This is a genomic window from Alteromonas sp. CNT1-28, from assembly GCF_022348345.1.
Taxonomy (GTDB): Bacteria; Pseudomonadota; Gammaproteobacteria; order Enterobacterales; family Alteromonadaceae; genus Alteromonas; species Alteromonas macleodii.
Genome location: NZ_JAKREZ010000024.1, coordinates 43,141 through 66,890 on the forward strand (window position 1 = coordinate 43,141; position 23,750 = coordinate 66,890).

General features: G+C 46.2%; 18 protein-coding genes and 1 tRNA gene. 10 read left to right on the forward strand and 9 right to left on the reverse strand.

Annotated features, from left to right (window positions below; genetic code table 11):
* Nucleotides 1-4: 4 nt before the first annotated feature.
* From MHN02_RS14665 to tldD, 5 genes are read left to right on the forward strand one after another with little or no spacing between them, the layout of a single operon-like run.
* Nucleotides 5-595: a Maf family protein gene (locus MHN02_RS14665; protein WP_039236916.1), complete on the forward strand. Its 591-nt coding sequence runs from the start codon at nucleotides 5-7 to the stop codon at nucleotides 593-595.
* On the forward strand, nucleotides 592-2,058 hold the full coding sequence (gene rng, locus MHN02_RS14670; protein WP_014947913.1) for a ribonuclease G: 1,467 nt from the start codon (nucleotides 592-594) through the stop codon (nucleotides 2,056-2,058). The genes MHN02_RS14665 and rng overlap by 4 nt, the downstream gene beginning before the upstream one ends.
* Before the next feature lie 26 nt (nucleotides 2,059-2,084).
* Entirely contained in the window at nucleotides 2,085-6,080 is a 3,996-nt protein-coding gene (locus tag MHN02_RS14675; RefSeq protein WP_239247011.1) for a YhdP family protein, read from the forward strand.
* On the forward strand, nucleotides 6,073-6,891 hold the full coding sequence (locus MHN02_RS14680) for a carbon-nitrogen hydrolase family protein (RefSeq protein WP_239247014.1): 819 nt from the start codon (nucleotides 6,073-6,075) through the stop codon (nucleotides 6,889-6,891). The genes MHN02_RS14675 and MHN02_RS14680 overlap by 8 nt, the downstream gene beginning before the upstream one ends.
* Complete coding sequence (tldD, locus tag MHN02_RS14685) at nucleotides 6,884-8,326, forward strand: metalloprotease TldD (RefSeq protein WP_239247017.1); 1,443 nt, start codon at nucleotides 6,884-6,886, stop codon at nucleotides 8,324-8,326. Before MHN02_RS14680 ends, tldD begins: the two co-directional genes overlap by 8 nt.
* Nucleotides 8,327-8,413: 87 nt before the next feature.
* On the opposite strand, the gene MHN02_RS14690 is transcribed toward tldD, so the two are convergent.
* Together MHN02_RS14690 and yjgA are read right to left on the reverse strand one after the other, a co-directional pair.
* Nucleotides 8,414-8,842 carry a hypothetical protein gene (locus MHN02_RS14690; protein ID WP_239247020.1) on the reverse strand — a complete coding sequence of 143 codons (429 nt, stop codon included), beginning with the start codon at nucleotides 8,840-8,842 and terminating at the stop codon, nucleotides 8,414-8,416.
* A 61-nt stretch (nucleotides 8,843-8,903) separates the two neighbouring features.
* Nucleotides 8,904-9,461 (reverse strand): ribosome biogenesis factor YjgA, encoded by a 558-nt coding sequence (gene yjgA / locus MHN02_RS14695; RefSeq protein WP_239247023.1) that lies wholly within the window; start codon nucleotides 9,459-9,461, stop codon nucleotides 8,904-8,906.
* Nucleotides 9,462-9,533: 72 nt separating this feature from the next.
* Here yjgA and pmbA point away from each other — a divergent pair, with 72 nt between their 5' ends.
* On the forward strand, nucleotides 9,534-10,865 hold the full coding sequence (gene pmbA / locus MHN02_RS14700; RefSeq protein WP_239247026.1) for a metalloprotease PmbA: 1,332 nt from the start codon (nucleotides 9,534-9,536) through the stop codon (nucleotides 10,863-10,865).
* Here the strand turns inward: pmbA and MHN02_RS14705 are convergent.
* Complete coding sequence (locus MHN02_RS14705; RefSeq protein WP_039225847.1) at nucleotides 10,862-11,716, reverse strand: AraC family transcriptional regulator; 855 nt, start codon at nucleotides 11,714-11,716, stop codon at nucleotides 10,862-10,864. The two genes, pmbA and MHN02_RS14705, sit on opposite strands and share 4 nt — an antisense overlap.
* 104 nt (nucleotides 11,717-11,820) lie before the next feature.
* Here MHN02_RS14705 and MHN02_RS14710 point away from each other — a divergent pair, with 104 nt between their 5' ends.
* Nucleotides 11,821-14,940, forward strand: a complete 3,120-nt coding sequence (locus tag MHN02_RS14710) for a beta-galactosidase (RefSeq protein ID WP_239247028.1) — start codon at nucleotides 11,821-11,823, stop codon at nucleotides 14,938-14,940.
* A 157-nt stretch (nucleotides 14,941-15,097) separates the two neighbouring features.
* Here MHN02_RS14710 and arcA read toward each other — a convergent pair whose 3' ends face one another.
* The 6 genes from arcA to MHN02_RS14740 all read right to left on the reverse strand — a co-directional run bounded on the left by arcA (nucleotide 15,098) and on the right by MHN02_RS14740 (nucleotide 21,885).
* A complete protein-coding gene (arcA, locus tag MHN02_RS14715) occupies nucleotides 15,098-15,805 on the reverse strand; it encodes a two-component system response regulator ArcA (protein WP_014947922.1) in 708 nt (235 codons plus the stop codon).
* Nucleotides 15,806-15,959: 154 nt separating this feature from the next.
* Complete coding sequence (locus MHN02_RS14720) at nucleotides 15,960-17,606, reverse strand: HAMP domain-containing sensor histidine kinase (RefSeq protein WP_039236941.1); 1,647 nt, start codon at nucleotides 17,604-17,606, stop codon at nucleotides 15,960-15,962.
* A gap of 107 nt (nucleotides 17,607-17,713) precedes the next feature.
* Nucleotides 17,714-19,138, reverse strand: coding sequence for a glycogen synthase GlgA (gene glgA, locus MHN02_RS14725; RefSeq protein ID WP_069943557.1), 1,425 nt, complete (start codon nucleotides 19,136-19,138; stop codon nucleotides 17,714-17,716).
* 149 nt (nucleotides 19,139-19,287) lie between these two features.
* Complete coding sequence (locus MHN02_RS14730; RefSeq protein ID WP_014947925.1) at nucleotides 19,288-20,370, reverse strand: methyltransferase; 1,083 nt, start codon at nucleotides 20,368-20,370, stop codon at nucleotides 19,288-19,290.
* The gene (trmB, locus tag MHN02_RS14735) at nucleotides 20,370-21,089 is read right to left on the reverse strand and encodes a tRNA (guanosine(46)-N7)-methyltransferase TrmB (protein WP_014978023.1); all 720 of its coding nucleotides are present in this window, start codon (nucleotides 21,087-21,089) and stop codon (nucleotides 20,370-20,372) included. The genes MHN02_RS14730 and trmB overlap by 1 nt, the downstream gene beginning before the upstream one ends.
* A 91-nt stretch (nucleotides 21,090-21,180) precedes the next feature.
* Nucleotides 21,181-21,885: an alpha/beta fold hydrolase gene (locus MHN02_RS14740; protein ID WP_239247030.1), complete on the reverse strand. Its 705-nt coding sequence runs from the start codon at nucleotides 21,883-21,885 to the stop codon at nucleotides 21,181-21,183.
* Nucleotides 21,886-21,998: 113 nt separating this feature from the next.
* Between MHN02_RS14740 and mutY the strand changes: the two genes are divergently transcribed.
* The 3 genes from mutY to MHN02_RS14755 all read left to right on the forward strand — a co-directional run bounded on the left by mutY (nucleotide 21,999) and on the right by MHN02_RS14755 (nucleotide 23,625).
* Entirely contained in the window at nucleotides 21,999-23,066 is a 1,068-nt protein-coding gene (gene mutY, locus MHN02_RS14745) for an A/G-specific adenine glycosylase (RefSeq protein WP_014975407.1), read from the forward strand.
* A gap of 59 nt (nucleotides 23,067-23,125) precedes the next feature.
* Entirely contained in the window at nucleotides 23,126-23,398 is a 273-nt protein-coding gene (locus MHN02_RS14750) for an oxidative damage protection protein (protein ID WP_014947929.1), read from the forward strand.
* A gap of 151 nt (nucleotides 23,399-23,549) precedes the next feature.
* Nucleotides 23,550-23,625 (forward strand) — tRNA-Phe (locus MHN02_RS14755).
* Nucleotides 23,626-23,750: the final 125 nt, after the last annotated feature.

Genomic DNA, 23,750 nt, shown 5'->3' on the forward strand with positions numbered 1-23,750 from the left:
GCCAATGACAAAATCGGTAGTGTTAGCGTCAGCCTCTCCACGACGCACCGCTTTGCTCAAGCAAATGAACATAGCCCATACAATACAGCCTGCCGATATTGACGAGTCGCCCCGTGACAACGAGCCACCGATGGAGCTTGTCGCAAGGCTAGCCAGTGAAAAAGCCCAAGCGGTGAAAGCATACCTTGAGGATCAGCAGGCAATGACCGACGACAAGGTTATTCTGGCCAGCGACACCCTAATATCGTTTAACGGACAAAGTGTTGGCAAGCCAGAAGATAAAGCAGATTCTAAGCGCATCCTCACTATGCTTTCTGGTAAAACTCATGACGTCCTTACCGCTATTTGTGTGCTTGATAACGCTCAGCAACAGACTCAAGTAATTACCACATCTGTGACTTTTGCAGCATTGACGGATGAGCAAATTGACGCATACTGGGAAACAGGAGAACCTGCCGACAAAGCAGGGAGTTACGCTATTCAAGGTATTGGTGGTGAGTTTGTAGTTTCCATTAACGGCAGTGCAAGTGCCGTAATAGGCCTACCACTGTACGAAACCCGCCAATTACTTAATGCATTTGGAGTTGTGTCGTGAGTGCTGAACTGCTTATTAACGTTACCCCGTCAGAGTCACGGGTGGCGCTTATTGAAAACGGAATACTGCAAGAAATTCACGTAGAGCGTCATACCAAACGCGGTTTGGTTGGCAATATCTATCGCGGTAAAGTTAGCCGTGTATTACCGGGAATGCAGGCAGCATTTGTTGATATCGGTTTAGAAAAGGCCGCCTTCTTACATGCATCTGACATTGTCATTCACAATGAAATTGCTGAAGAAGTCTCGGCAAGCCATATTCAAAAGCAAGACATTCGCGAGTTGGTGCGAGACGGTCAAGATATTGTGGTTCAGGTGGTGAAAGATCCTATCGGTACCAAAGGCGCACGCCTTACCACAGACATTACTATCCCCAGCCGTTATCTTGTATTTATGCCTTCGGTAACTCACGTAGGCGTATCTCAACGCATTGAAGAAGAAGCAGAAAGAGAGCGCTTAAAGTCGCTGGTGCAAGAGTTTTGTGATGAAAACGGTGGCTTCATTCTGCGTACTGCGGCGGAAGGCGTGGGCAAAAACGAACTGCAGTCCGACGCAGCATTTTTGCGAAGGCTGTGGGATAAAATTCAGTCGCGTATGAAAAAGCGTAAGTCGAACGTGCTTTACGAAGACTTACCGCTAGCACGACGAGTGCTACGCGACTTTGTTGGTACAGAGCTCGACAGAATTCGTATCGACTCGAAACTATCATTCAATGAACTTCACCAGTTCACCAAAGAGTATGTGCCTGAAATGAACGGCAAGCTCGAATACTACCCGGGTGATAGACCTATTTTTGATTTATACGATGTGGAAAATGAGGCGCAGCGAGCCTTGGAACGCCGTGTCGATTTAAAATCTGGCGGCTACTTGATCATTGATCAGACCGAAGCGATGACCACAATCGATATTAATACGGGCGCTTTTGTTGGCCACCGGAACTTAGAAGAAACAATTTTTAACACCAATATTGAGGCGACGCAGGCAATTGCCCGTCAGTTAAGATTGCGCAACTTGGGAGGGATGATCCTTATCGACTTCATCGATATGATTGAACCAGACCACAAACGACGTGTCTTACACTCACTAGAGGTGGCGACGAACAAGGACAGAGCCAAGATAAATATTCACGGTTTTACTGCGCTAGGGCTAATTGAAATGACCCGTAAACGCACCCGTGAAAGCATTGAGCATATATTGTGCGGAGAATGCCCGGTGTGTAAAGGGCGAGGCACGGTAAAAACCATTGAAACCATTTGCTTTGAAATTATGCGTGAAATTGTACGGGTGAATCGCGCCTACGACGCAGACAAGTTTGTGGTTTACGCTTCACCAAAAGTGGCGGAAGCCTTAATGGGTGAAGAGTCTCATATGCTGGCAGAACTGGAAGTATTTGTGTCTAAACAAATCAAGGTTCAAACAGAAACATTGTACAATCAGGATAAGTACGACGTCGTCATGATGTAACGCATTAACGTATACAAAGGCAAAATGTGACAAATTTTTCGTCGGTAGCCGCTTATCTACTTAAGAAGTTTTGGCTGCTACTCGCCGTATTGCTTGTACTTTTCGCGCTTGTTTTAAGCGCTGCACGCTATGCTCTGCCGCATATTGAGCACAACAAACACCTGTTGGAAAATTATATTAATGAGCAGTATGGCGTAAACCTATCCATCCAAAGTGTGCATGCTGTTTGGCAGCGCAATGGTCCAAGTATTGTGCTCAATTCGGTGTCGTTGGCTAAAAACGATGCTTCCCCTGTTGCATTGGATATCAGGCAAATCTACGTCGAGCTAGATTTTTGGGAATCGCTACGCCACCAACTTATCTCATCTACCCGTTTTGAGCTGCGTGGTCTTAAGCTTGATATTGACGCCGATCGCCTTTCTGGAGGCGATAAGAATAACTTCCCTGTAGTAAATGCACTAGAGCGTCTGTTTTTAGAGCAGCTTCAAAGCTTCTCGTTAGAAGACGGGGTGGTATCTGTCACTCACCTTAATGAAACCAATTCATTTGATATTGAAAGTTTATCGTGGAACAACCATGAAGAGCGACACCAAGGTTTAGGTCAGCTTAAGGTTGCAGATTTAGCGGCTAACTCGGCGTCGTTTATCATTGATATCACGGGCACGCGGGAAGACTTTGACGGCGTGTTTTACGCCAAAGCAGAAGAGCTCGATATTTCTCCGTGGGTTAGCGATCTCATCAAAACCAAGCGTCCACTAGCGCAAAGCCGCGCAAACTTTGAAGTATGGACTAACTTTTCTCAAAGTGAAGTCACTAGCGTACAAGCCGAGCTTAGCGAAAGCCTTTTAGAGTGGGGCAGTGGCCGCGCGAAAACGGTAACAGGTATCAGCGGAGGTAGTCTTCAGGCGTTGCCTAACGATGAGAACAGACAGGGAGGCTGGAATGTCCGAGTGGATCAATTGGTGCTTAATTCGAGCAACGAGACCCTTACAACAGACCTAATTGGCAGTATAAGTGCAAATGGTGATGCGCTGATAAACACCGTAAAGCCGGTGCAAATTAACCCCTTTCTGCTGCTGTTACCGCTTTTCATGGATGATACCAGTGAAGAAGAAATACGCGGGCTTAATCCAAAAGGCGAGTTGGCCACGTTGCAGGTTCAATGGCACAACGGCCAGCCTTCTTTAGCGGCTAAAGTGCTAGATTTGCAGTGGGACAAAACAGATAAGGTACCAGGTCTTTCGTCGCTAGATGCAGACTTTTTCTGGTATAAAAATAATGGCGCTATCTACTTAGAGAGTGCGGATAGCTTACTAAGTGCCAACGGCGTAATTAAGAAAGACGTCAATATAAACCTGTTTAAATCTCAGTTTTATATTTACCCAGAGCAGATAGATAGCGAAGACAAGCAGTGGGTAGTAAAAGGCAGCGATATGCTGTTCGATAGTGATGCCGTTACTCTTCATCCGCAGTTTAAACTGAATACGTCGACAGGGTTTATGTCGCTTTATGTGGATGTAAGCCCATTGGCGCTAAATGAGGTGAGCAGTTTATTTCCCCCTTCTTTAATGGGGGCCAATACCGACAAATACCTTACTCGTGCGTTTACAGGAGAAGGTGAAATCGCAAATGCGCGCGTGCTGTGGCACGGTCGCACGAGTGACTTTCCGTTTGACGACAACACGGGCATTTTTCAGGCGTATGTCGATATTGAGCAGGGGGATTTTCTTTTTGCGCCAGACTGGCCGGCACTTAATAACTTAGACCTATCTTTGTATTTTGTGAATAATGCATTAGTGATGGAGAGCCCTAGTGCGACGCTTGCTGGTATGAAAATCAGTGATATGTCGGCTGCCATTCCAAGTTTTAGTCCAGATGCTCGCCTGATTATTTATGCCAATGGTACTGGCACTGGCAACGCGCTAACCGCGTTAATGATGGATTCGTCCCTTAAAAAATCTTTAGGCAAAGTACTTAACGAAGACGTGCAAATTGGCGGGCCTCTAACTGCCGACATAAAGCTTGATATCCCGTTTAAAGGCAAAGATGTGGTGGCATCGGGAACGGCGCACTTGTCGAATAACCCCGTTTTTGTTGCGACCACAAATATGCTATTTGATAAGGCATCGGGAGAGGTGTCATTTGTTAATGGCGATATAGACGCAAGTGGGCTTCAGGCGCAGTTTCTTAAACAGCCGGTGAGCTTGTCGCTATCCGGTAGACAAGGCGACACGTACGACCTAAATGTAGAGTTAGGTGGACGATGGCATGTACATCCGCTCGCTAACTATGTGAACACGGATCTCACCGAATACATCGACGGCGAAAGTGATTGGAACACTAAAGTCGACCTGATGCTATCAAATAGTGGCTTTAACTATTCCGCTACTTTAACCGCAGACTTAACGGCCACACAAAGTGTATTGCCTGCTCCCTTCGATACGCCAGCGGGCAGCAGTTTACCGCTGCTTATTACCAGTAAAGGCGATGGCAAAGCATCAAATGTGGAGGCGTCACTTGGTGATAACATTCGTTTTGATGGCGTACTACCGCACCAAGAAATGCAGTTTTCACGTGCGCACTTGGCACTTGGCGAAAGCGATATAGCCAACATTGGTACAGGTTTTAGTATCAGTGCGAATCTAGCTCAAGCTGATGTGCAAGAATGGTTTACCACTATAAATATGTTACTTTCCGGTAAAGGGAAAGACACCAGCACCGACGTTGCAAAAACAAATGCTCAATCGAGTATCCAATCAAACGAAAGCAAAAAAGCGAATTTGTTTGGTACTCCCTCGCGGATATTCGCCAAAGCCAACAAGCTAAATTTTGCTGGCCACAGTATTAAAGATGCGCAGCTCAGTGCAACAGAACGCAATAAAGATTGGATCCTAGACTTAGCGTCGCCTCAGGCAAGAGCCACTATTCGTATTAATAGTGATTTAGACGAGCAGGGCATTGAGATAAATGCCGACTATTTATCACTAGAGAAGCCTGCTGAAGCCGGGGGGACGACAAAAGCCGACTCAGAGAGCGGCGTTGAGTTAGCTACGAATAGTGCTATGCCAAATGAGGAAGACGAGTCGCCCTACAATATTGACCCAAATACGCTACCGCCCATTTATTTTTATTGTCAGTCCTGTGGCGTGCACGGCATCGATTTGGGTGAAATTACCTTAGACATCGCGAAGGAAGAGAATGGTTTAGCCATTCGTCAGCTTCTAGTGAAATCTGATGAAACTAACGTTACCGCAACGGGTTATTGGAAGCACATGGGAGGCGAGATTCAAAGCGCGTTAAACGGAACATTAACGTCTCCCGACGTTGGGCAGATGCTAAAAGAGTACGGTGTTGAATCAGGTATAAAAGATTCTAGCGCAAACGTCGCGTTTGATATCACTTGGCCAAATGCGCCGATGGATTTCGGGTTTGAACAGCTAAACGGTAATGTTCAGTGGTCGCTGTCAGATGGGTATCTAACTGAGTTGAGTGATAAGGGGTCACGTATCTTTACCCTGTTTAGCTTGAACTCGTTAGTGCGGAAGCTCAGCCTCGACTTTCGAGACGTTTTTGCTAAGGGTTTTTTCTACGACGATATGGGCGGTACGTTAAGTATTGTTGATGGCAAAGCGTATACCGACGATACTGAAATTGACGGCGGCGCTGGTGAAATAGAGATCACGGGTTTCACCGATCTCAATACCGGTGGATTAAATTACAACGTATCGTTCGCACCGAACGTAACCGGGAACTTACCGTTTTTAGTGTATTTCTTGGCTACGCCGCCTACTGCACTCGCTGCTCTTGCCATAGATCAGGTGCTAACCTCTGCGAAAGTGATTTCAAATGTGAACTATCGCGTTACAGGTACCATAAAAGATCCTAAGTTCGACGAAGTTGAGCGCAACAGCAAAGACATCAGCTTACCTGCGCAAAATGCGCCTGTACCGGCCAACCCGCAAGACAGGCCATTAACGGAAGATGACGTACGCAGGCTTAAAATGGAGGTGATCGATGGTTAATTTAGTTGCATTACAAATGACATCTGCGCCAAGCGTGGAAGAAAATCTCGACACCGTTGCAAACGAAATGGCATCGGCAAAGATTGAGAAAAACAGTTTAGTTGTGCTTCCAGAGTGTTTTGCTTATTTCGGCGGTAAAGACAAAGGCCAACTTGCTGTGGCAGAAACAAAGGGCGAAGGAGAGATTCAGCGCCGTTTGTCAGCGCTTGCTGCACAATATCAGTGCTATCTGGTTTCGGGTACGTTTCCAGTGAAAACCAATAGCCCAGAGAAGTTTTCCGCAGCCTGCATGCTGTTTGGCCCCAATGGCGATGTGTTAGCAGACTACCGCAAAATTCACATGTTCGATGTATCAGTTAACGACAACACGGGCAGTTATCGTGAATCGGCGACAACCGAAGCGGGCAGCAAGGTGGTTACTGTTGAAACGCCAATAGGCAACATTGGTCTTGCGGTGTGCTATGATGTACGCTTTCCAGGGTTATTTACTGCAATGGGCGATATCGATATTTTGGTGTTGCCAGCGGCCTTTACCCAACGCACCGGAGAAGCTCACTGGCATGCGTTGTTGCAAGCCAGAGCCATTGAAAAGCAGTGCTTTGTGGTAGCTGCAAATCAAAGTGGTGTGCATGCAAATGGCCGCGAAACATACGGTCACAGTCTTGTACTGTCGCCTTGGGGGGAGACCCTTGCCGAAAGCAAAACCGATGTAGGGTTAGTTTCGGCAAAAGTAGATATTGCAGAAAGAGAAACCATTAAACAGAATATGCCGGTTGCCGAACATAACCGATTCAGGAGTCACTTTGTCTAAATCTGTTGAGCGTCATTTATTATCTGACTCAGGGCTAGATATCTCTAAGCTAGAGCGTGCTTTAGCGACTATTCATCGTCACGATACCGACTATGCCGATTTATATTTTCAGTCAAGCCAGCACGAAAGCTGGGTGTTGGAAGACGGCATTATTAAAGAAGGCAGCTATAACATAGAGCGCGGCGTAGGCGTGCGCGCAATTAGCGGCGAGAAAACAGGGTTCGCTTATTCAGATGAAATAAGCGAAGAAGCGTTGACCAAAGCGTGTAAAGCGGCTCGCGGCATTGCGCCAAGCGGCGGTTTACAACAAGTTGCTTCGCTTGGACAAAAACCAGTGCAAGCGCGATACAGCGAAAATAACCCTATTCTTGCGATGCAAGACGCTGAGAAAATTTCGCTTTTAAAAGCAGTAGATGCCTATATCCGCAAACAAGAGCCGTCTGCCAATCAGGTAGTGGTGAGCTTAAGCGGTGTGTATGAAGAAATTTTAGTTGCTGGCAGTGACGGTACTTTCGCTACTGATATTCGCCCGCTAGTGCGCTTGAACTGCTCGGTATTGCTAGAACAAGGCGATAGACGTGAACGTGGTTCAGCGGGAGCTGGTGGTCGTTATGCCTACTCGTTCTTTAAACAAGACGAAAACGGCAAACCGTATTACGAGACGTTGGCAGAAGATGCCCTTCACATGGCACGCGTTAACATGCAGGCTGTGGCGTCACCGGCAGGCGCTATGCCTGTAGTATTAGGTAACGGTTGGCCCGGTGTATTACTTCACGAAGCGGTTGGGCACGGTCTTGAAGGCGACTTTAACCGTAAGGGTGCATCAACATTTAGTGGCCGTATTGGTCAGCGCGTTGCAGCAAAAGGCGTGACGGTTGTTGACGATGGCACATTAAACGACCGTCGTGGCTCGTTGTCGGTAGACGATGAAGGCACACCAACAGCACACAACGTGCTTATTGAAGATGGTATTTTAAAAGGCTATATGCAGGATAAACATAACGCCAAGCTTATGGGCGTTGCGCCTACCGGTAATGGTCGTCGTGAATCCTATGCGCACTTGCCTATGCCCCGCATGACGAATACTTATATGTTGGAAGGCCAACACGACCCGCAAGAAATTATCGCGTCTATCGACAAAGGTATTTACGCGCCGAACTTTGCTGGCGGACAAGTAGACATTACGTCAGGAAAATTTGTATTTTCTAGCGCGGAAGCCTACTTAATTGAAAACGGTAAAATTACTGCACCAGTGAAAGGGGCTACCTTAATTGGTAACGGTCCAGAGGTTATGCAAAAAATCTCAATGATTGGCAACGACACTGCCCTAGATAAAGGCGTGGGTGTATGTGGTAAAGACGGTCAAAGCGTGCCGGTGGGTGTAGGTCAGCCCACGCTTAAAATTGACGAGTTGACGGTGGGTGGTACGGCTTAATTCAGCTCAAACCCGTAAACTGGAAAATTAAAAAAGGTTGGGCCTAGGCACCAACCTTTTTTGTATGCGGACTGGTATAGGTCGTGGCTAACTTTCAAATCCCTTTCCATTCAACCACTCAATAGCATCTTCCTCGTTGGTAAAAATACCTAGCTCAAGGCCTGCATTGTCGTAAATTCTCTGAAATTGCGCTCTTACAATAGGCTGCACCGTGGTATCGCCAATAACTAGCGCGCCAAGCGCCATTCCATGCTTCGCACGCCACTCTATTGAACGCTGCAGTTCTGTCTCACCTGCTTTAGTGAGTAGGGCAGAACCATGCAAAAAACCTAAAAATGCCCAGTGATTCCCACCAAAGCTGTTAATCACATCCATCATATCCCGCGCATAGCGTTCAATGGCTGAGTCATCGGCAATACCTTCAGCCGACACGCCAACAATGTTACCAAGTACAGCAATTTGATACTGACCGTACTTGCTTTTCAGTGTTGCGTTAGGGTTGGAAAATATTTTCACACTATCCCCCTTTGGCTAGTGAACGAAACTGTGATGTTGAGATTACTTTAATTGCTGACCGTTAATCCTCATGAATAACGTCTTTCAAATACTGAAACAGCTCTCTGAATGCTTTAGGCGGCGCATTTTTTTCACGCTCTTTCTTAATTTGGCGGTGAAATTGGCGTAGCTTTTGGCGGTCAAGTTCAGGGTGCGCTTCAATCAGCTTTTGAATAGCGGGATCGCCCTGTTCAATCACGGCTTCACGGGCTTTTTCTAGTGCATGAAAGGCCGCATTGCTCGCCTGATGCTGATGTGTAATTTTAGCCAACGCCTCTTCAATAGGGGCGGTATCTCTTTGACGTAAAGCTTTGCCGATAAACTGAAGCTGACGGCGGTAACCGTCTTTTTTCTTATTCACTTTGCGGGCAATAGCGATGGCGTCAGCAAGCTCTTCATCCATTGGAATCGTCGCTATGTGAGCATCGCTCAGGTTAACCAACGTTTCACCTAGCTTGTGAAGTTCTTTAGCTTGACGCTTCAGCTCAGTTTTACTGATTAATTCTTCCTCTTCGAACTCATCTGCTTGCGCATCTTCGAAGTAAGGATCTTCAGGAGAATTGTATTTCTGATCACTCATTTCAAACTCATTAGTGTTACACTTTAGCTAAATTGTAACTATCACAGTCGAATTAAGACAGCGAAACTTACTATGCAAATTGAGCAGCAGTTAGCCGACATTCAAAATGTCGTAAATGATGTACTGAAATTAGCCCTTTCTAAAGGCGCAACACAAGCCGAAGCCAGCATGTCTAAAGTGCAGGGCATCGCCGTATCTTCACGTATGCAAGAAGTTGAAAACGTTGAATTTACCAACGACGGCGGCTTAGGTATCAGCGTATATGTAGGCAAGCGAAAGGGGAGTGCGTCTACCGCAGATCTGAGCAAAGCGGCGCTAACACTCGCGGTAGAAAAAGCCGTAGATATTGCTCGCTATACCAGTGAAGATCCTTGTACAGGTTTGGCCGATGCCGACCTTATCGCTACCGAGTTCCCTGATTTAGACCTGTATCACCCTGAAGAATTAGATACTGAAAAGGCCATTAAAACTGCTATTGAAGCCGAAACGGCGGCAATGAATTACGACTCGCGCATTACAAATTCAGATGGCGCGTCGTATAACGCAAATCTAGGTATGCGCGTTTACGGCAACACCCATGGAATTAACGCCGGTTATCCTAGCAGCCGTTATTCACTAAGCTGTATGGTTATTGGCGCACAAGATAACGATATGCAGCGCGATTACGCTTACACAGTAAGTCGTAAAGCGTCTTTGCTGCAATCGGCAAGTGCAGTGGGTATTGATGCCGCTAAAGCTACTGTAGACCGTTTGGGGGCTCGTAAAATCAACACCGCAAACGTGCCTGTGCTTTTACACCGTGACATCGCATCTAGCTTGTTTGGTCATTATGTCGGAGCTATTAGCGGTGGTAGCCTTTATCGTCGCTCTAGCTTCTTGCTAGATAGCTTGGGTAAACAAGTTTTCCCAGAATGGCTTAATATTGAAGAGCGTCCGTTTATTAAAGGCGGTCTGGCAAGCTCAAGCTTCGACAACGAAGGTGTGGCATGTTCTGACATGACCATTGTCGATGCGGGTAAATTGGCTACATATCTTTATACCACTTACTCGTCGCGTAAGCTAAACACCCGCTCGAATGGCCATGCCGGTGGTATTCATAACTGGCTAGTAGGTGATACGGGTCACAGCGACGCCGACCTGCTTAAAGAAATGGGCACAGGTTTGTTCGTAACCGAACTGATGGGGCAGGGCGTTAACGGTGTGACGGGCGATTACTCGCGCGGCGCAGCGGGATACTGGGTTGAAAATGGCATCATCCAATACCCAGTTCACGAGGTAACTATTGCTGGCAATCTGAAAGATATGTTTAAAGGCATTGTGGCAATTGGCGCTGAAAAAGATGTGCGCGGTAGTGTACAGACCGGTTCTGTGCTTATTGACCAAATGAAGATAGCAGGCAGCTAGTTTACGCTTTCTCGAAACGCTGAAGGAGACAGCCCGGTGGACTTCTTAAAGCGTTTCGAGAACGTAAATACATTTGCGTAGCCTACATAACTGGCGATATAAGATACGGGCCACTGCGTGCTTAGTAATAAGCTTTTGGCTCGTGTCATACGCAAATGGATAACGTGCTGTTTGGGGCTTCTCCCAAATACTTGTAAGCACAGCCTGTGAAGGTGAGGGGCAGAATAATGCGCTTTCTCACTTAAGCTTTCCATATCCCAATCAAACTGAAGCTGTTTTTCAACCGCAGAAAAGAGGCTGTGTAGCCTGCTTACCTGGCGTCGTTCTTTCTCATCGTGAGTATGTACGTCACTCAAAGGCGCATCAATAATACGATACAGATAGCGAGAGACAACTTGCATCGCCGAATTTCGATTCTCGACGTCACGCTCTAAATACAAAAGTTCCATTGCATGATGCAGTCCTTCCAGCATGGCATTATCCACTATCACAGCACCTAGCTTATTAAATAGTGTCCAGCGTTCGGAGTCTGCCAGGTTGACCCAAATTATATCCCATTGCTCACTGACTATTGTGACTTCGAAACTTTGTCCAGCGGGTAAAATAATTAGCTGTCCTTCATCCAATTGCATCTCGCCTGACGGGACACGAAATTTTCCTTGTCCATGAATGCTGTAAAACAAGGTGTGGTTAGGAGGCGAAACGCGACCTACCGTATAGTCACCTGATAAGTTAGAGCATCCTGCTAGTTCAATCTCCAGGTCGCTGATTTCAGGCGCATTACTACTATCAATAAAGCGTTCAAAGCACTTGGGGCCTATGTCTACAATGTCTCTAAAGCTAAGTTGCATAAATGTGAAATGATAGTTTTGGATAAATATATGAAAGATTAGAGCATAAAGGATTTAATGAAAGTTAGCTATATTGCGCTTAACGAAAAAGTAAAGGATATGACATGCTTAATGTTGCGCAAGTAGTGGCTCAAAACGATTGGCAAAACCCGGTTGTATTTCAGAGGAATCGCATCAATGCCCACAGTCCACATCACGGATATAAAACGCTAAAAGACGCATTGCACAATACCAATGCGCAAAAGCGTAGTTTAAACGGTCAGTGGGATTTCCGTTTATTTGAGGCACCAGCAAACGTACCTGAAAGCCTGCTTTCTAAAACATTAAGTGATGATGAATCTGCTAATTGGCAGCCTATTGCGGTACCTTCTAATTGGCAGCTGCAAGGTCACGACAAACCGATTTACTGTAACGTGAAATATCCCTTCGCGGTGAACCCTCCTGTGGTTCCTAGCGAGAATCCAACGGGTTGCTACCGAACAACGTTCAACGTTACCAAGGATGAGTTAAAACAGCGCAATCATATCGTCTTTGAAGGGGTAAATAGCGCGTTTCACTTATGGTGCAACGGCGAGTACGTAGGCTATTCCCAAGACAGTCGACTACCGGCTGAATTCGATTTGTCTGGCTACTTGGTCGAAGGTGAAAACCGACTAGCGGTAATGGTGATCCGATGGTCAGACGGCAGCTACTTAGAAGATCAGGACATGTGGTGGCTTAGCGGTATCTTCCGCGACGTAAATCTTGTCACCAAACCTCAGCATCACATTCAGGATGTGTTTGTTACGCCAAGCCTTGACGCATGCTATCGCGACGCAGTAGTAACCGTACGTACCGCCATCAATGCGCCTTCTACTTACATAGTGGGTATCCAGCTTTTTGATGGCGATAACGCTGTTACCGAGCAAGTCATTACCGGCACTAACAATAAGCGTATTGATGAAAAGGGCGGTTGGGATGATGTAGTTTTTCAAACGCTTCATGTGAATGAACCTAAACACTGGACTGCTGAAACACCGAATCTGTACCGCATCGTAGTCTCGCTTATTGATGAGAATGGCAATGCCGTTGATGTTGAGGCCTATAACGTTGGCTTTAGAAACATTGAAATGAAAAACGGCCAGTTACTGGTAAATGGTAAAGCCGTGCTAATTCGTGGGGTTAACCGTCACGAACACCATCAAACGAAAGGGCATGCCATTAATGAAGATGACATGCTTGAAGACATTAAGTTGTTAAAGCAAAACAATTTCAATGCCGTACGTACCGCTCATTATCCAAATCACCCTCGTTGGTATGAGCTTTGTGACGAATACGGGCTTTATGTGGTGGATGAAGCTAACATCGAAACCCACGGTATGTTCCCAATGGGAAGGCTTTCTCGCGACCCGCTCTGGGCCGGCGCCTACATGGCGCGCTTTACGCAAATGGTCGAGCGAGACAAAAACCACCCCAGCATCATTATTTGGTCGTTAGGGAATGAGTCTGGTCACGGCCCTACCCACGATGCAATGTATGGCTGGGCAAAGTCATTTGACCCATCGCGCCCTGTACAGTACGAAGGCGGCGGCGCTGATACTTCGGCTACCGACATTATTGCGCCAATGTACGCACGGGTTGATACCGACATTAAAGACGATGCAGTGCCTAAGTGGGCCATTAAAAAATGGTTGTCGATGCCGGGGGAAAACCGCCCCGTTATTCTATGCGAATATGCGCATGCTATGGGTAATAGCTTGGGTAGCTTTGATGAATACTGGAAAGCGTTTAAGGCTTATCCTCGCCTTCAAGGTGGCTTTATTTGGGACTGGGTTGATCAAGGGTTAGTAAAGCACACTAATAGCGGCGAAGCATACTGGGCTTACGGCGGAGACTTCGGCGATACTGAAAACGACAGACAATTCTGTATAAACGGTCTGTTATTTCCAGACAGAACGCCACATCCGCACTTATTAGAAGCTAAATATTGTCAGCAGCACTTAAGCTTTTCGTTGGTTGAGAAAGACAACAAGTTTGAGCTTACAGCAAGCAGCGATTACTTATTTAGACGCACAGACAACGAGTTGTTACGTTGGCAAGTGCTAGAAAATGGACAACCGATTGCTGAGGCGAAGGGCGAATGCGAAATCGACATAGCGCCACAACAAGCACAGACGCTCAGTCTTAGCCCAGATATTTCGTTTAAAGCAGGCGCTGACTACCACTTAAATATTGATGTGGTACTAGCGAATGACTGCTCGTGGGCTAAAGCAGGGCATGTTATGGACACCGCCCAGTTAGCGCTAGTCAACAAGCGTGGAATAGTATCGTTTTCTCTTAATGATAACGAAACAACAAGCGGCACTAGTGAGCTATCAATTGAAGCTCAGGATGGGATGTTGCTGGTACATGCGCAAAATAACGTATTTAGCTTTAATAGTGAGAGCGGGCTATTAACCTCGTGGCTTCAAGGCGCGGAGGAAACACTTAGCGCGCCGCTAGAAGATAACTTTTTCAGAGCGCCGCTAGATAACGACATTGGGGTAAGCGAAGTTGATAATCCAGACCCAAATGCGTGGGAGTCTCGCTGGCGTCGTGCTGGAATTGGCAAGTGGACACGCACTTGCACGGGCGTAAACGTTGAGCAGGGCGCGCAAGACGTGCGTATAACATCGTTATTTGATTATCACCATTCAGAAAAGCTGGTAGCGGCAACAAAGTGGGTTTACACCATAAATGTACAGGCCAAGCTATCGGTAGACGTTGAAGTGCTTTTGGATGATGGTTTACCGCCTATGCCGCGTATTGGTATGCAAACGGCGGTACCTGTAGCCGATAAGCCAACGTCGATTACCTGGCAGGGACTAGGGCCATTTGAGAACTACCCTGACAGAAAAGCGGCAGCGCGATATGGTCACTACACCTTACCTATAGAAGAGATGCAAACGTGCTACATATTTCCAACGGACAATGGCTTGCGCTGTGGCTGTAATCAACTTGAAGTTAGCAGCTTAAAAGCAATTGGACAGTTCTATTTTAACGTGAGCGAATATGGGCAAGCACAGCTAGACGAGGCAAAACACACCTGTGATTTAACACCTCAAGATTGTGTGTTTGTGTACATAGATCATGCCCACATGGGCGTAGGCGGCGATGATTCATGGAGCCCAAGTACACATAAAGCATTCTTGTTGGAAGAGAAGCAATACCGCTACTCAGTTTGCTTTAGCGCCGCTGACAGCTAATCCTCAGTGTGAAGTCGATCATTTAGCACTCGATATCTCAAATGACAATTCGCGGCATAGCATAGCTATGCCGTCATTGGGATAAAGTGTTTACATATAAAAAAGCCGCTACACAGTAGCGGCTTTTCATTAATTCAAAACTCGTTCAGGCAACGTCTTAGCCGTCAACCTGACCGCAGAAACGGTAACCTTCACCGTGAATGGTTACAATCAATTCTTCATCTGAAGGATCTGATTCGAAGTGCTTACGAATACGACGAATCGTTACGTCAACCGTACGGTCATTCGGACGAAGTTCACGCCCCGTCATTTCCATAATTAGCTGCTCACGGGTAAGGATCTTACCTGGATTGCTTAGGAAAAGGTGAAGAGCGCGGAATTCACTGCGTGGTAGACGGAACTCTTTGCCGCTAGGCGAAATCAATGAACGGCTATCACCGTCAAGCGTCCAACCGTTGAAGCTTACACGGCTTGGTAAATCGTCGTCTTCTGAAGAGTTTGTAGTACGAGACAGTAAGTTGCGCGCGCGAATAGTCAATTCACGAGGGTTGAATGGCTTAGTCAGATAATCGTCTGCGCCAATTTCAAGACCTAGAATACGGTCAACGTCGTTATCACGACCCGTTAGGAAGATGAGCCCAACGTTTTTACGGTCACGTACTTCACGTGCCAAAATAAGGCCATTTTTACCCGGTAGGTTAATATCCATGATAACCAAATTGATAGCGTGATTCTCGAAGAAATCATGCATTTGATCACCGTTCTCGGCCTCAAACACATTATACCCTTCCGCTTCAAATAAACTCTTAAGCGTGGTACGGGTTACCACCTCATCTTCAACAATTAACACATTTGGCGTCTGCATGGTGTTCTACACTCTTTCTAAAATACGATTTAAGCAACTAACTGGTTAAATTTTAATATTCATGTACTTGATTGCAAGCAACTTGTGAATATTCTTACTGTTAAGGTATTGGGGTTAGCCAATAAAAATCAAGAAAAGTTCATACTTTATACAACTATTCTGACGTTTTCGCATTAACAACGGGGAAGATAATTACAAATTCTACGCCGTTGCCTTCCTCACTGGTGATCGATATTGAACCATTAAGGGCTTGCGTTACTAAGTTGTATACCAAGTGCATTCCCAATCCGGAACCACCTTGCCCACGCTTCGTGGTGACAAAGGGGTCAAATATCCGTTTGCGAATCTCTGGGGAAATGCCTTTTCCGTTATCGGTATAAACAAGCTTGAGCTTATTGCTACTCACCATTTCGGCACGAATATCAATTGTGCCTTCATCCATGGTTTCAAACCCATGAATAACCGAATTCATGATTAAATTAATCAAGATTTGATTTATTGGGCCAGCCTTCGTTTCAACGCTAAGGGTAGGGTCGCAATCTACGTTGATGTTGTGTTTTAATTTTTTGAGTCGAGGCTGCAATGACAATAGTATCTCATTAACTAGCTGTACAACGCAAAAACTTCGACTAGATTCTGAGGTTTGATCTACAGCAACCTGCTTAAAACTGCTAATAAGTTCGGCAGCTCTGTTCAAATTGCGGTAAATAATGTTGAGGTTTTCGTTACTTTCATCCAAAAAGCGTTTCATTGCACTGGCTTTCAGCGTTTTATTTTCAAAGTCTTTTTGAATAACCGCTAACCTGTCTAACATCATTGTCGACGCAGTAACGCCTAAACCTATCGGAGTATTTACCTCGTGCGCAACGCCCGCAACCATATCACCGAGCGAGGCCATCTTTTCATTCTGTACAATTTGACGCTGAAACTGATGTAGCTTTTCTAACGTTTGAATAAGTTCCTGGTTTGCATCCTTAAGGGCGGTGGTTCGGTGACTTACCATATCTTCTAAGCTGGCATTGAGCTTTCTATGTTGCTCCTCCGCCTGTCGTTGCTTTTGCATGTACTCTTGCATGCGAAACAGCATCACATTCACGGCGTCAGCCAAGATATCGAGTTCTCTAATGGTGGAACCGCTGGCACGGGCTGAATAATCACGTTGTCGTGAAGTACGCTGCAAGAAGTTGGCAATGTCCTCAACGGGACCAGTTACAATACGCTGCATACGCACTGCAAAGTAAAAGCTAATAGCCAATAGCGCCAAGGCTACTGCCAAATTAAGCCAAATCGACTTTCCAACAAGCTGGTTAAAATTCTCTGAGGAAATTCGTAAATATATCCAGCCCAACTGAATGTTCGTCTCAGTGTCGAAGACTTTTGCACTTAATTCAAGGTATTGACCATTGTCGGCCAATTGAGGTGTCATAAACATGGACGCCAGTTGATTTTCCTTGCCTCCTAACAATAACTGGCCTTCCTTGTTATAAGAGGCGAAAATCTGGGGCTCTAGGTTACCGCTTTGCGCTTTGTAAACGTGGGCATTTAAAACATGGTCGGCGGCAGCAAGGTTACTTAGGGCAAGTTCAATGCGCTCTGGCGTTTCGTCATAAAGATACATAGCTGAGCTGCTTGCGACCAACTTGGCCAACATGAGTGCGTTAGACTCAAGTTCATGACGGTAGGTTTTAATTTGCGTGTAGACGGCAAGACTGGATAACACTGCAAGCGAAAACGTAGTAATTGACATTACCACCCAAATGAAAAGGCTTTTAATCGTAAGCTTGACTACTTTATCCGTCATATCCGTTTTGCGTATTGTCCATTCGCGTCTTCCATATATTCATAGTGGCGCAAAAATGCACAAAAAGGAAGACGCCCATAAACAATAATTAATGTACGCAAAGCCCTTTAGTTGAGGGTTGAAACGTATAGTTGCTGGTAATTCTTCGCCGCTGCTTCCCATGTGAATCGCGTTCGCATTCCACGTTGCTGCATCGCCCTGAATTTTCCGGCATCTTCGTAGAACGCCAGCAGAGCTCGACGAATGCAAGATAGCAGTGCATGTGGCGTAGGATCATCAAACACAAAACCCGTACCTTCACTATCGTTGCTGTAATCGATAACCGTGTCTTTGAGTCCGCCTACAGAACGTACGATGGGGATGGTTCCATAAGCTAAGCTGTACATCTGGTTCAATCCGCACGGCTCAAACTGAGAAGGCATTAGGAAGAAATCAGCGCCGGCTTCTACCAAATGGGCATGTTCGGAACTAAACCCGTTTATAAACGCGAATTGGTCAGGGTGTTGTTGAGCGAATTCGCCAAGGTCCATACACACTTTAGGGTCGCCCGTGCCCACAATTACCATTTGAACATTGTGCTTAATTAAATCGTCCAAAATGGGCAGTATGTAGCCAAAGCCTTTTTGTTCAGTCAGCCGGCACACCATTCCAATAAGCGGTACGTTGCCATTCTCAGGTAATCCCGACTTCTCCTGTAATGCTCGTTTACATGCGGTCTTTGGATGAAGATTCTCTACACTGTAATTCTCAGGTAGGAATGTATCTGTCTCGGGGTTCCACTGCGTGTAGTCACATCCGTTAAGAATACCGCTTAAGTCGGCTTGACGATTTACAAGCCGCTCGTGCAGGCCATGACTACCTAGGTCAGTAAGTAACTCGCTCGCATAGTTAGGGCTTACGGTTGTCACTTTCGTGGCAAACTCAATTCCGCTTTGCAGCATATTGATGTAACCGCCGTGCACTTGCGCCAGAATGTTTGGATGATGGCGAAGAAAGGGAATGCTCTCAAGCTTATGCACGCCTTGAAAAGCCGCGTTATGAATAGTGAATATGGTTTTAGTACCGTCAAAATATCCAGATTTGTCGTGGGTAAGTAAAAACGGCAGCATGGCCGCATGCCAGTCGTGACAGTGAATAATGTCAGGCTTTTTATCAATAGCTTTTAGCGTTTGGAGTACGGCGCCACTGAAAAAGCTAAAGCGCTCACCATTGTCTTCATAGGCCTCAAATGCGTTGGCGTATAGCCCTTCACGCATAAAGTATTCGGGCGAGTCTACAAAGTAAATAGGAATACCGTGCCATTGCATGTAGCGAATATCAAAATGGTACACCTGACCTTCAGTAAACAGGGTTTGTTGCTCGGTTACAGTTGGTAGGTTCAACTGTTCAGCCAGTACTTGGTAATAAGGCATAACAATGGTGATGCTTTCGCCCAAGGTATCAAGCGCGAGTGGGAGTGCTTTTCCAACGTCTGCAAGGCCGCCGGTTTTTACCAATTCTTCAACTTCTGAAATAGCAAATACAATATTCACAGGTGATCCCCCAGAGCGTAACGTGCAGTGCACTTGTAATGCTTAAATATAGTGTACGGAAAAAGCGCCGTATGCCATTGCGTGGAGTACGCAATGGCATGAGCAACAGGTAGAAAAGCTAAATTAGCACAAGCTAATGGTTTTTTTAATTACAAAGCCGCTTGATAAACAGAAAATTGCGACGTTTGTGCTGTGGTATAGACCGTTTGGAAGTGCTCAGCGAGTAAACCTGGGTAGGGTAAGAATCGGTTTGCCACCATCTGCATAGTGCCGCCACGACTTAAGCTTGCTTTAGCGTCAGAAATAAAGCGCTTAGTGATGGTGTAGTCAGTTTTAATGCCAGTATGAAATGGCGGGTTGGTGACAATATGCTGTACTTTTTGGGTAAAACCGTGCAATCCATCTGCAGCATAGAGTGTTGCTGATAATCCATTGTCTGCTAGGGTGAGTGCACTACAGTAAACTGCAAGTGCGCTAACATCAGTAAGATGAAGCTTCAAATGCGGATACTTAAGCATTATATAACTGGCAATCACGCCAGCGCCGCATGCGAAATCCAGAATTTCACCACTCAATGATGTTGAGAGTTTTTCTAGTAAAAGCTCAGTTCCCGCATCCAGTTCCTTGTAGCTGAATACGCCAGGCATAGAGGCCACTTGCCAAGCCGTGCCCTCAACATGATACGTGTTCATATCAAGCCATGCATCCGGTTCAAAGGCAAGATGTGGCTCTTCAACTAAAACGGTAATAAGACTGCAGTGGCGAGCAGAATCAACCTTTTGGGTTGGGCCGTATTGGTCCATCAACTTAGCAGCACTTTTTATACCGCCCTTATTTTCACCCACCACGTGAATACGACCATTTTGGCCCACCATGCTGGCTGCCATTCGCAATAGCATCTGAAAATGGGTTTTTGCTTTGGGTAAGAAAATCATCACGTCAGTGTGAGATTTCTCTAGTGCAACGAAAGGCGTAAATATATGAGTATGATTTCCAACTTTCTGCGTCACCTCAAAACCTGTGCGCGTAATATCTCGGCTATCAAACGATACCGAGGGTACGACTCTTACGCACTCTGAAAAAATATCGAAATATTGGTGAATTACCGTGACTTCTTGCGATTTAAGACCGTCCAGAAAATACGCATCAGAAGGGTTGATAAATGCCCACTGACCTTCGTCGAAAAGCGCGATATTACGTTCTAACAGTTGGCTTTGAGGAGATAAAATCATTACTTAGTACGCTCGAAAATTAGATCCCAAACGCCATGACCTAATTTTTGGCCACGGGTTTCAAACTTGGTAATTGGGCGGTAGTCTGGACGAGGTACATAGTCGCCGTCAGTTGCAGTATTGGTGTAACCGTCGGCATTGATCATAACGTCTAACATGTGCTCAGCATATTGCTCCCAATCCGTCGCCATATGAAAACAACCGCCAATAGCTAATTTGGTGCGAACCAGCTCAACAAATTCAGGCTGAACAATACGGCGTTTGTGGTGACGCTTCTTGTGCCAAGGGTCTGGGAAAAATAGCTGTAGGCGAGACAACGAACCGTCTGGGATCATATTTTTAAGCACTTCTACCGCATCATGGTCCATTACACGCAAGTTCTCGACGCCTTGTTCACTCGCTTCAGCTAAGCATGCGCCAACGCCTGGACGGTGAACTTCAATGCCGATAAAGTCTTTCTCAGGTGCATTTGCGGCCATTTCAACCAATGACTTGCCCATACCAAAGCCAATTTCTACAACAACAGGCGCACTTCGGCCAAAAATTTCTGACAGCGATAACGGTGCTTCAGCGTAGTCAATGCCCTTGGTTGGCCAGTGATCTTCTAGCGCTTTTTCTTGTGCTTTAGTAAGTCTACCTTCGCGTTTCACGAAGCTTTTTACCTTGCTTACGTATACTCCAGCGGCTTCTGCTTCCGCCTGACTTTTAAATTGCCTCATTTGCAATGCCTTTCTTACCCAATTTTATGGTGGCGCATTATCCACTTACCCACGGCTTATGCAACGCTATCGTGGCAAAAATGCTGTAATTTTATACGCCAATTTGTTTCGCAATAATAGACGCTACGGCGTCAGTTTTCTCAAGTACTACCATATGCCCGGCGTCACTAATGGTGTGGAACGTCGCTTTGGGTAGTACATTTTTTAGCTGCTTAATTGTTTCTGCTGGTGCAATGGCGTCTTGCTGGGCAGTAATAAACGTTACTGGCGCATTGATCTTTGCGAGCGCTTTAACGGTACTTTCTCGTGGTGTGGTTGCTAGCGTGTGGTTGAGTAACGTTGTTTTACCTAAATCCTGCGCCATCGATTTTACAACGCCAGCCACGTTTTCATCCGCTAAGCGGGAAGGGTGGATAAATCGCGAAAGATAAGCGTCGTTGTCGGGCTTAAAGTTACCTTGCTTAAGCATAGTAGTAAGCTGCTTACGCTTTGCAATTTCTTCTTTTGATAACCCTTCTGGGTTGTAACCGATTAAGGTTAGCGAAGCAATATTGGCAGGATTGCGCTGTGCTACTAATGCAGCTATAAACCCGCCCATCGAATAACCCACAAGGTGCACTTTTTCGTCATCAAGAATACGATCTTCACTTAATGCCAGCATTTCTTCTAGCGATGCTGCCCATTGAAGCGGTACATAACGACGTTGTGCAATATTTAGTTCGCGCCAAAGCGGTAGAAATACGCGCTCGTCACAGAGCGTACCGGGAAAAAATAAAACAGGGTGCTGCACAGACACGTGTGCTCCTTAACAATAAACTGGCTAGTTACATGCTACCATAGCGCGCTTTTTAATGAATGGTCGCTAAGTAGAAAACGACCTAGCGGTAGTAACTGCCCATACAGACGATTATGACAGAACAACAATATACAGGTAGCTTTGCAGAGCGAGCACTCGCATGGTTTGATAAACACGGGCGAAAGCATTTGCCTTGGCAACAAGACGTTACGCCATATAAGGTGTGGGTGTCGGAAATAATGCTGCAGCAAACTCAAGTCACCACGGTAATTCCCTACTTTAAACGCTTTATGGCGTCTTTTCCCACCGTGCACGACTTGGCTAAGGCTTCTCAAGACGACGTGCTTCATCATTGGACTGGGCTTGGCTACTACGCAAGAGCAAGAAATCTTCACAAAGCTGCGAATACGCTGGTAGAAAAGTACAACGGCGAGTTTCCCTATAGTCTAGAAGAAGTCATGGATTTGCCCGGTATAGGGCGCTCAACCGCAGGGGCGATACTTTCGCTATCTCGCAATATGCGCTTTCCTATATTAGATGGCAACGTGAAGCGTGTGTTGGCCCGATATTATGCAATCGGCGGGTGGCCGGGACAGAAAAAGGTAGAGAATCAGCTTTGGGAAGTGGCCGAGAAAAACACGCCCACTAATTCAGAAGGCGGACGTTGTGCCAACTATACGCAGGTGATGATGGACTTGGGCGCGATGATCTGTACGCGAAGCAAGCCAAAGTGTGATGAGTGCCCGCTTCAAGCCGACTGTATTGCCTACGCCCAAGGCGCGCAAGCCGACTACCCGGGTAAGAAGCCGAAAAAGGCGCTACCGGAGAAATCTACCTATATGATGGTGGCACAGTTTAACAGCCAAGTGTATTTAGAGCAGCGTCCCTCAACAGGGCTTTGGGGTGGCCTATATGGTTTTATTGAGGTGTCTTCAATAGAAGAGGGGATTGAGCAGTTGGCCAAGCGAGGTATCAGTGTCGACGAAACCCGAACGCTTGAAGGGTTCCGTCATACCTTTAGCCATTTTCATTTAGATATCACCCCGGTAGTGGCCGTGGTAAACTCTGCTCCAACAAAGCGCGTAGCCGAAACGGCATTTCGTTGGTTTTCGTTGAACGAGCCTATTGAAGTTGGTTTAGCGGCACCTACAACCAAGATTATTCAGCAGTTAGTGCGTTAGGCGTTCTAAGCCCAACGCAATATTTTTTGCTAAGCAGATAGCGAACGAAAGGAAATAACATGGCAAGAACGGTATTTTGTCGCAAGCTTCAAAAAGAAGCTGACGGCTTAGATTTCCAACTTTACCCGGGGGAGCTGGGTAAGCGTATTTTCGACAACATTTCTAAAGAGGCATGGGCCGAATGGCAGAAAAAGCAAACCATGCTAATTAACGAACACAAGTTGAATATGATGGAGCCGAATGCCCGTAAGTTTTTAGAAGAAAAAATGTCGGCATACTTGTTTGACGACGTAGAGCCTACGATTGAAGGCTACGTTCCGCCTGAAAAATAGGCAAAAAAGCGTTTTTTGAGCAAACAATGCGCAAACAGTAATAAAAGCGCAAAAAAAGCGAGAAAAACGGTTGACTTGTGAAGGCGAAAACCGTTTAATACGCACCCACAGCAGGACAGGCAGTAAACGCCTAGAACGCTAACAAGTTTCAGCCTCGATAGCTCAGTTGGTAGAGCAGCGGATTGAAAATCCGCGTGTCCCTGGTTCGATCCCGGGTCGAGGCACCATTATTCAGAAAGCCCTGCATGAAAATGCGGGGCTTTTTTGTTTGCCCAGCGAAGCTGGCAAACCCGTCAGGTTGAAAGAAACCTGAATCACCCTGACTGAGGGGAAGATAATCCGAATGGCAAGG

Coding starts and splice junctions, on each gene's coding strand:
- arcA (WP_014947922.1), bottom strand. CDS start 15,805: ATGCAGACGCCAAATGTGTTAATTGTTGAAGATGAGGTGGTAACCCGT.
- MHN02_RS14680 (WP_239247014.1), top strand. CDS start 6,073: ATGGTTAATTTAGTTGCATTACAAATGACATCTGCGCCAAGCGTGGAA.
- MHN02_RS14720 (WP_039236941.1), bottom strand. CDS start 17,606: ATGACGGATAAAGTAGTCAAGCTTACGATTAAAAGCCTTTTCATTTGG.
- MHN02_RS14730 (WP_014947925.1), bottom strand. CDS start 20,370: ATGATTTTATCTCCTCAAAGCCAACTGTTAGAACGTAATATCGCGCTT.
- pmbA (WP_239247026.1), top strand. CDS start 9,534: ATGCAAATTGAGCAGCAGTTAGCCGACATTCAAAATGTCGTAAATGAT.
- MHN02_RS14705 (WP_039225847.1), bottom strand. CDS start 11,716: ATGCAACTTAGCTTTAGAGACATTGTAGACATAGGCCCCAAGTGCTTT.
- MHN02_RS14750 (WP_014947929.1), top strand. CDS start 23,126: ATGGCAAGAACGGTATTTTGTCGCAAGCTTCAAAAAGAAGCTGACGGC.
- yjgA (WP_239247023.1), bottom strand. CDS start 9,461: ATGAGTGATCAGAAATACAATTCTCCTGAAGATCCTTACTTCGAAGAT.
- trmB (WP_014978023.1), bottom strand. CDS start 21,089: ATGAGGCAATTTAAAAGTCAGGCGGAAGCAGAAGCCGCTGGAGTATAC.
- MHN02_RS14665 (WP_039236916.1), top strand. CDS start 5: ATGACAAAATCGGTAGTGTTAGCGTCAGCCTCTCCACGACGCACCGCT.
- mutY (WP_014975407.1), top strand. CDS start 21,999: ATGACAGAACAACAATATACAGGTAGCTTTGCAGAGCGAGCACTCGCA.
- MHN02_RS14710 (WP_239247028.1), top strand. CDS start 11,821: ATGCTTAATGTTGCGCAAGTAGTGGCTCAAAACGATTGGCAAAACCCG.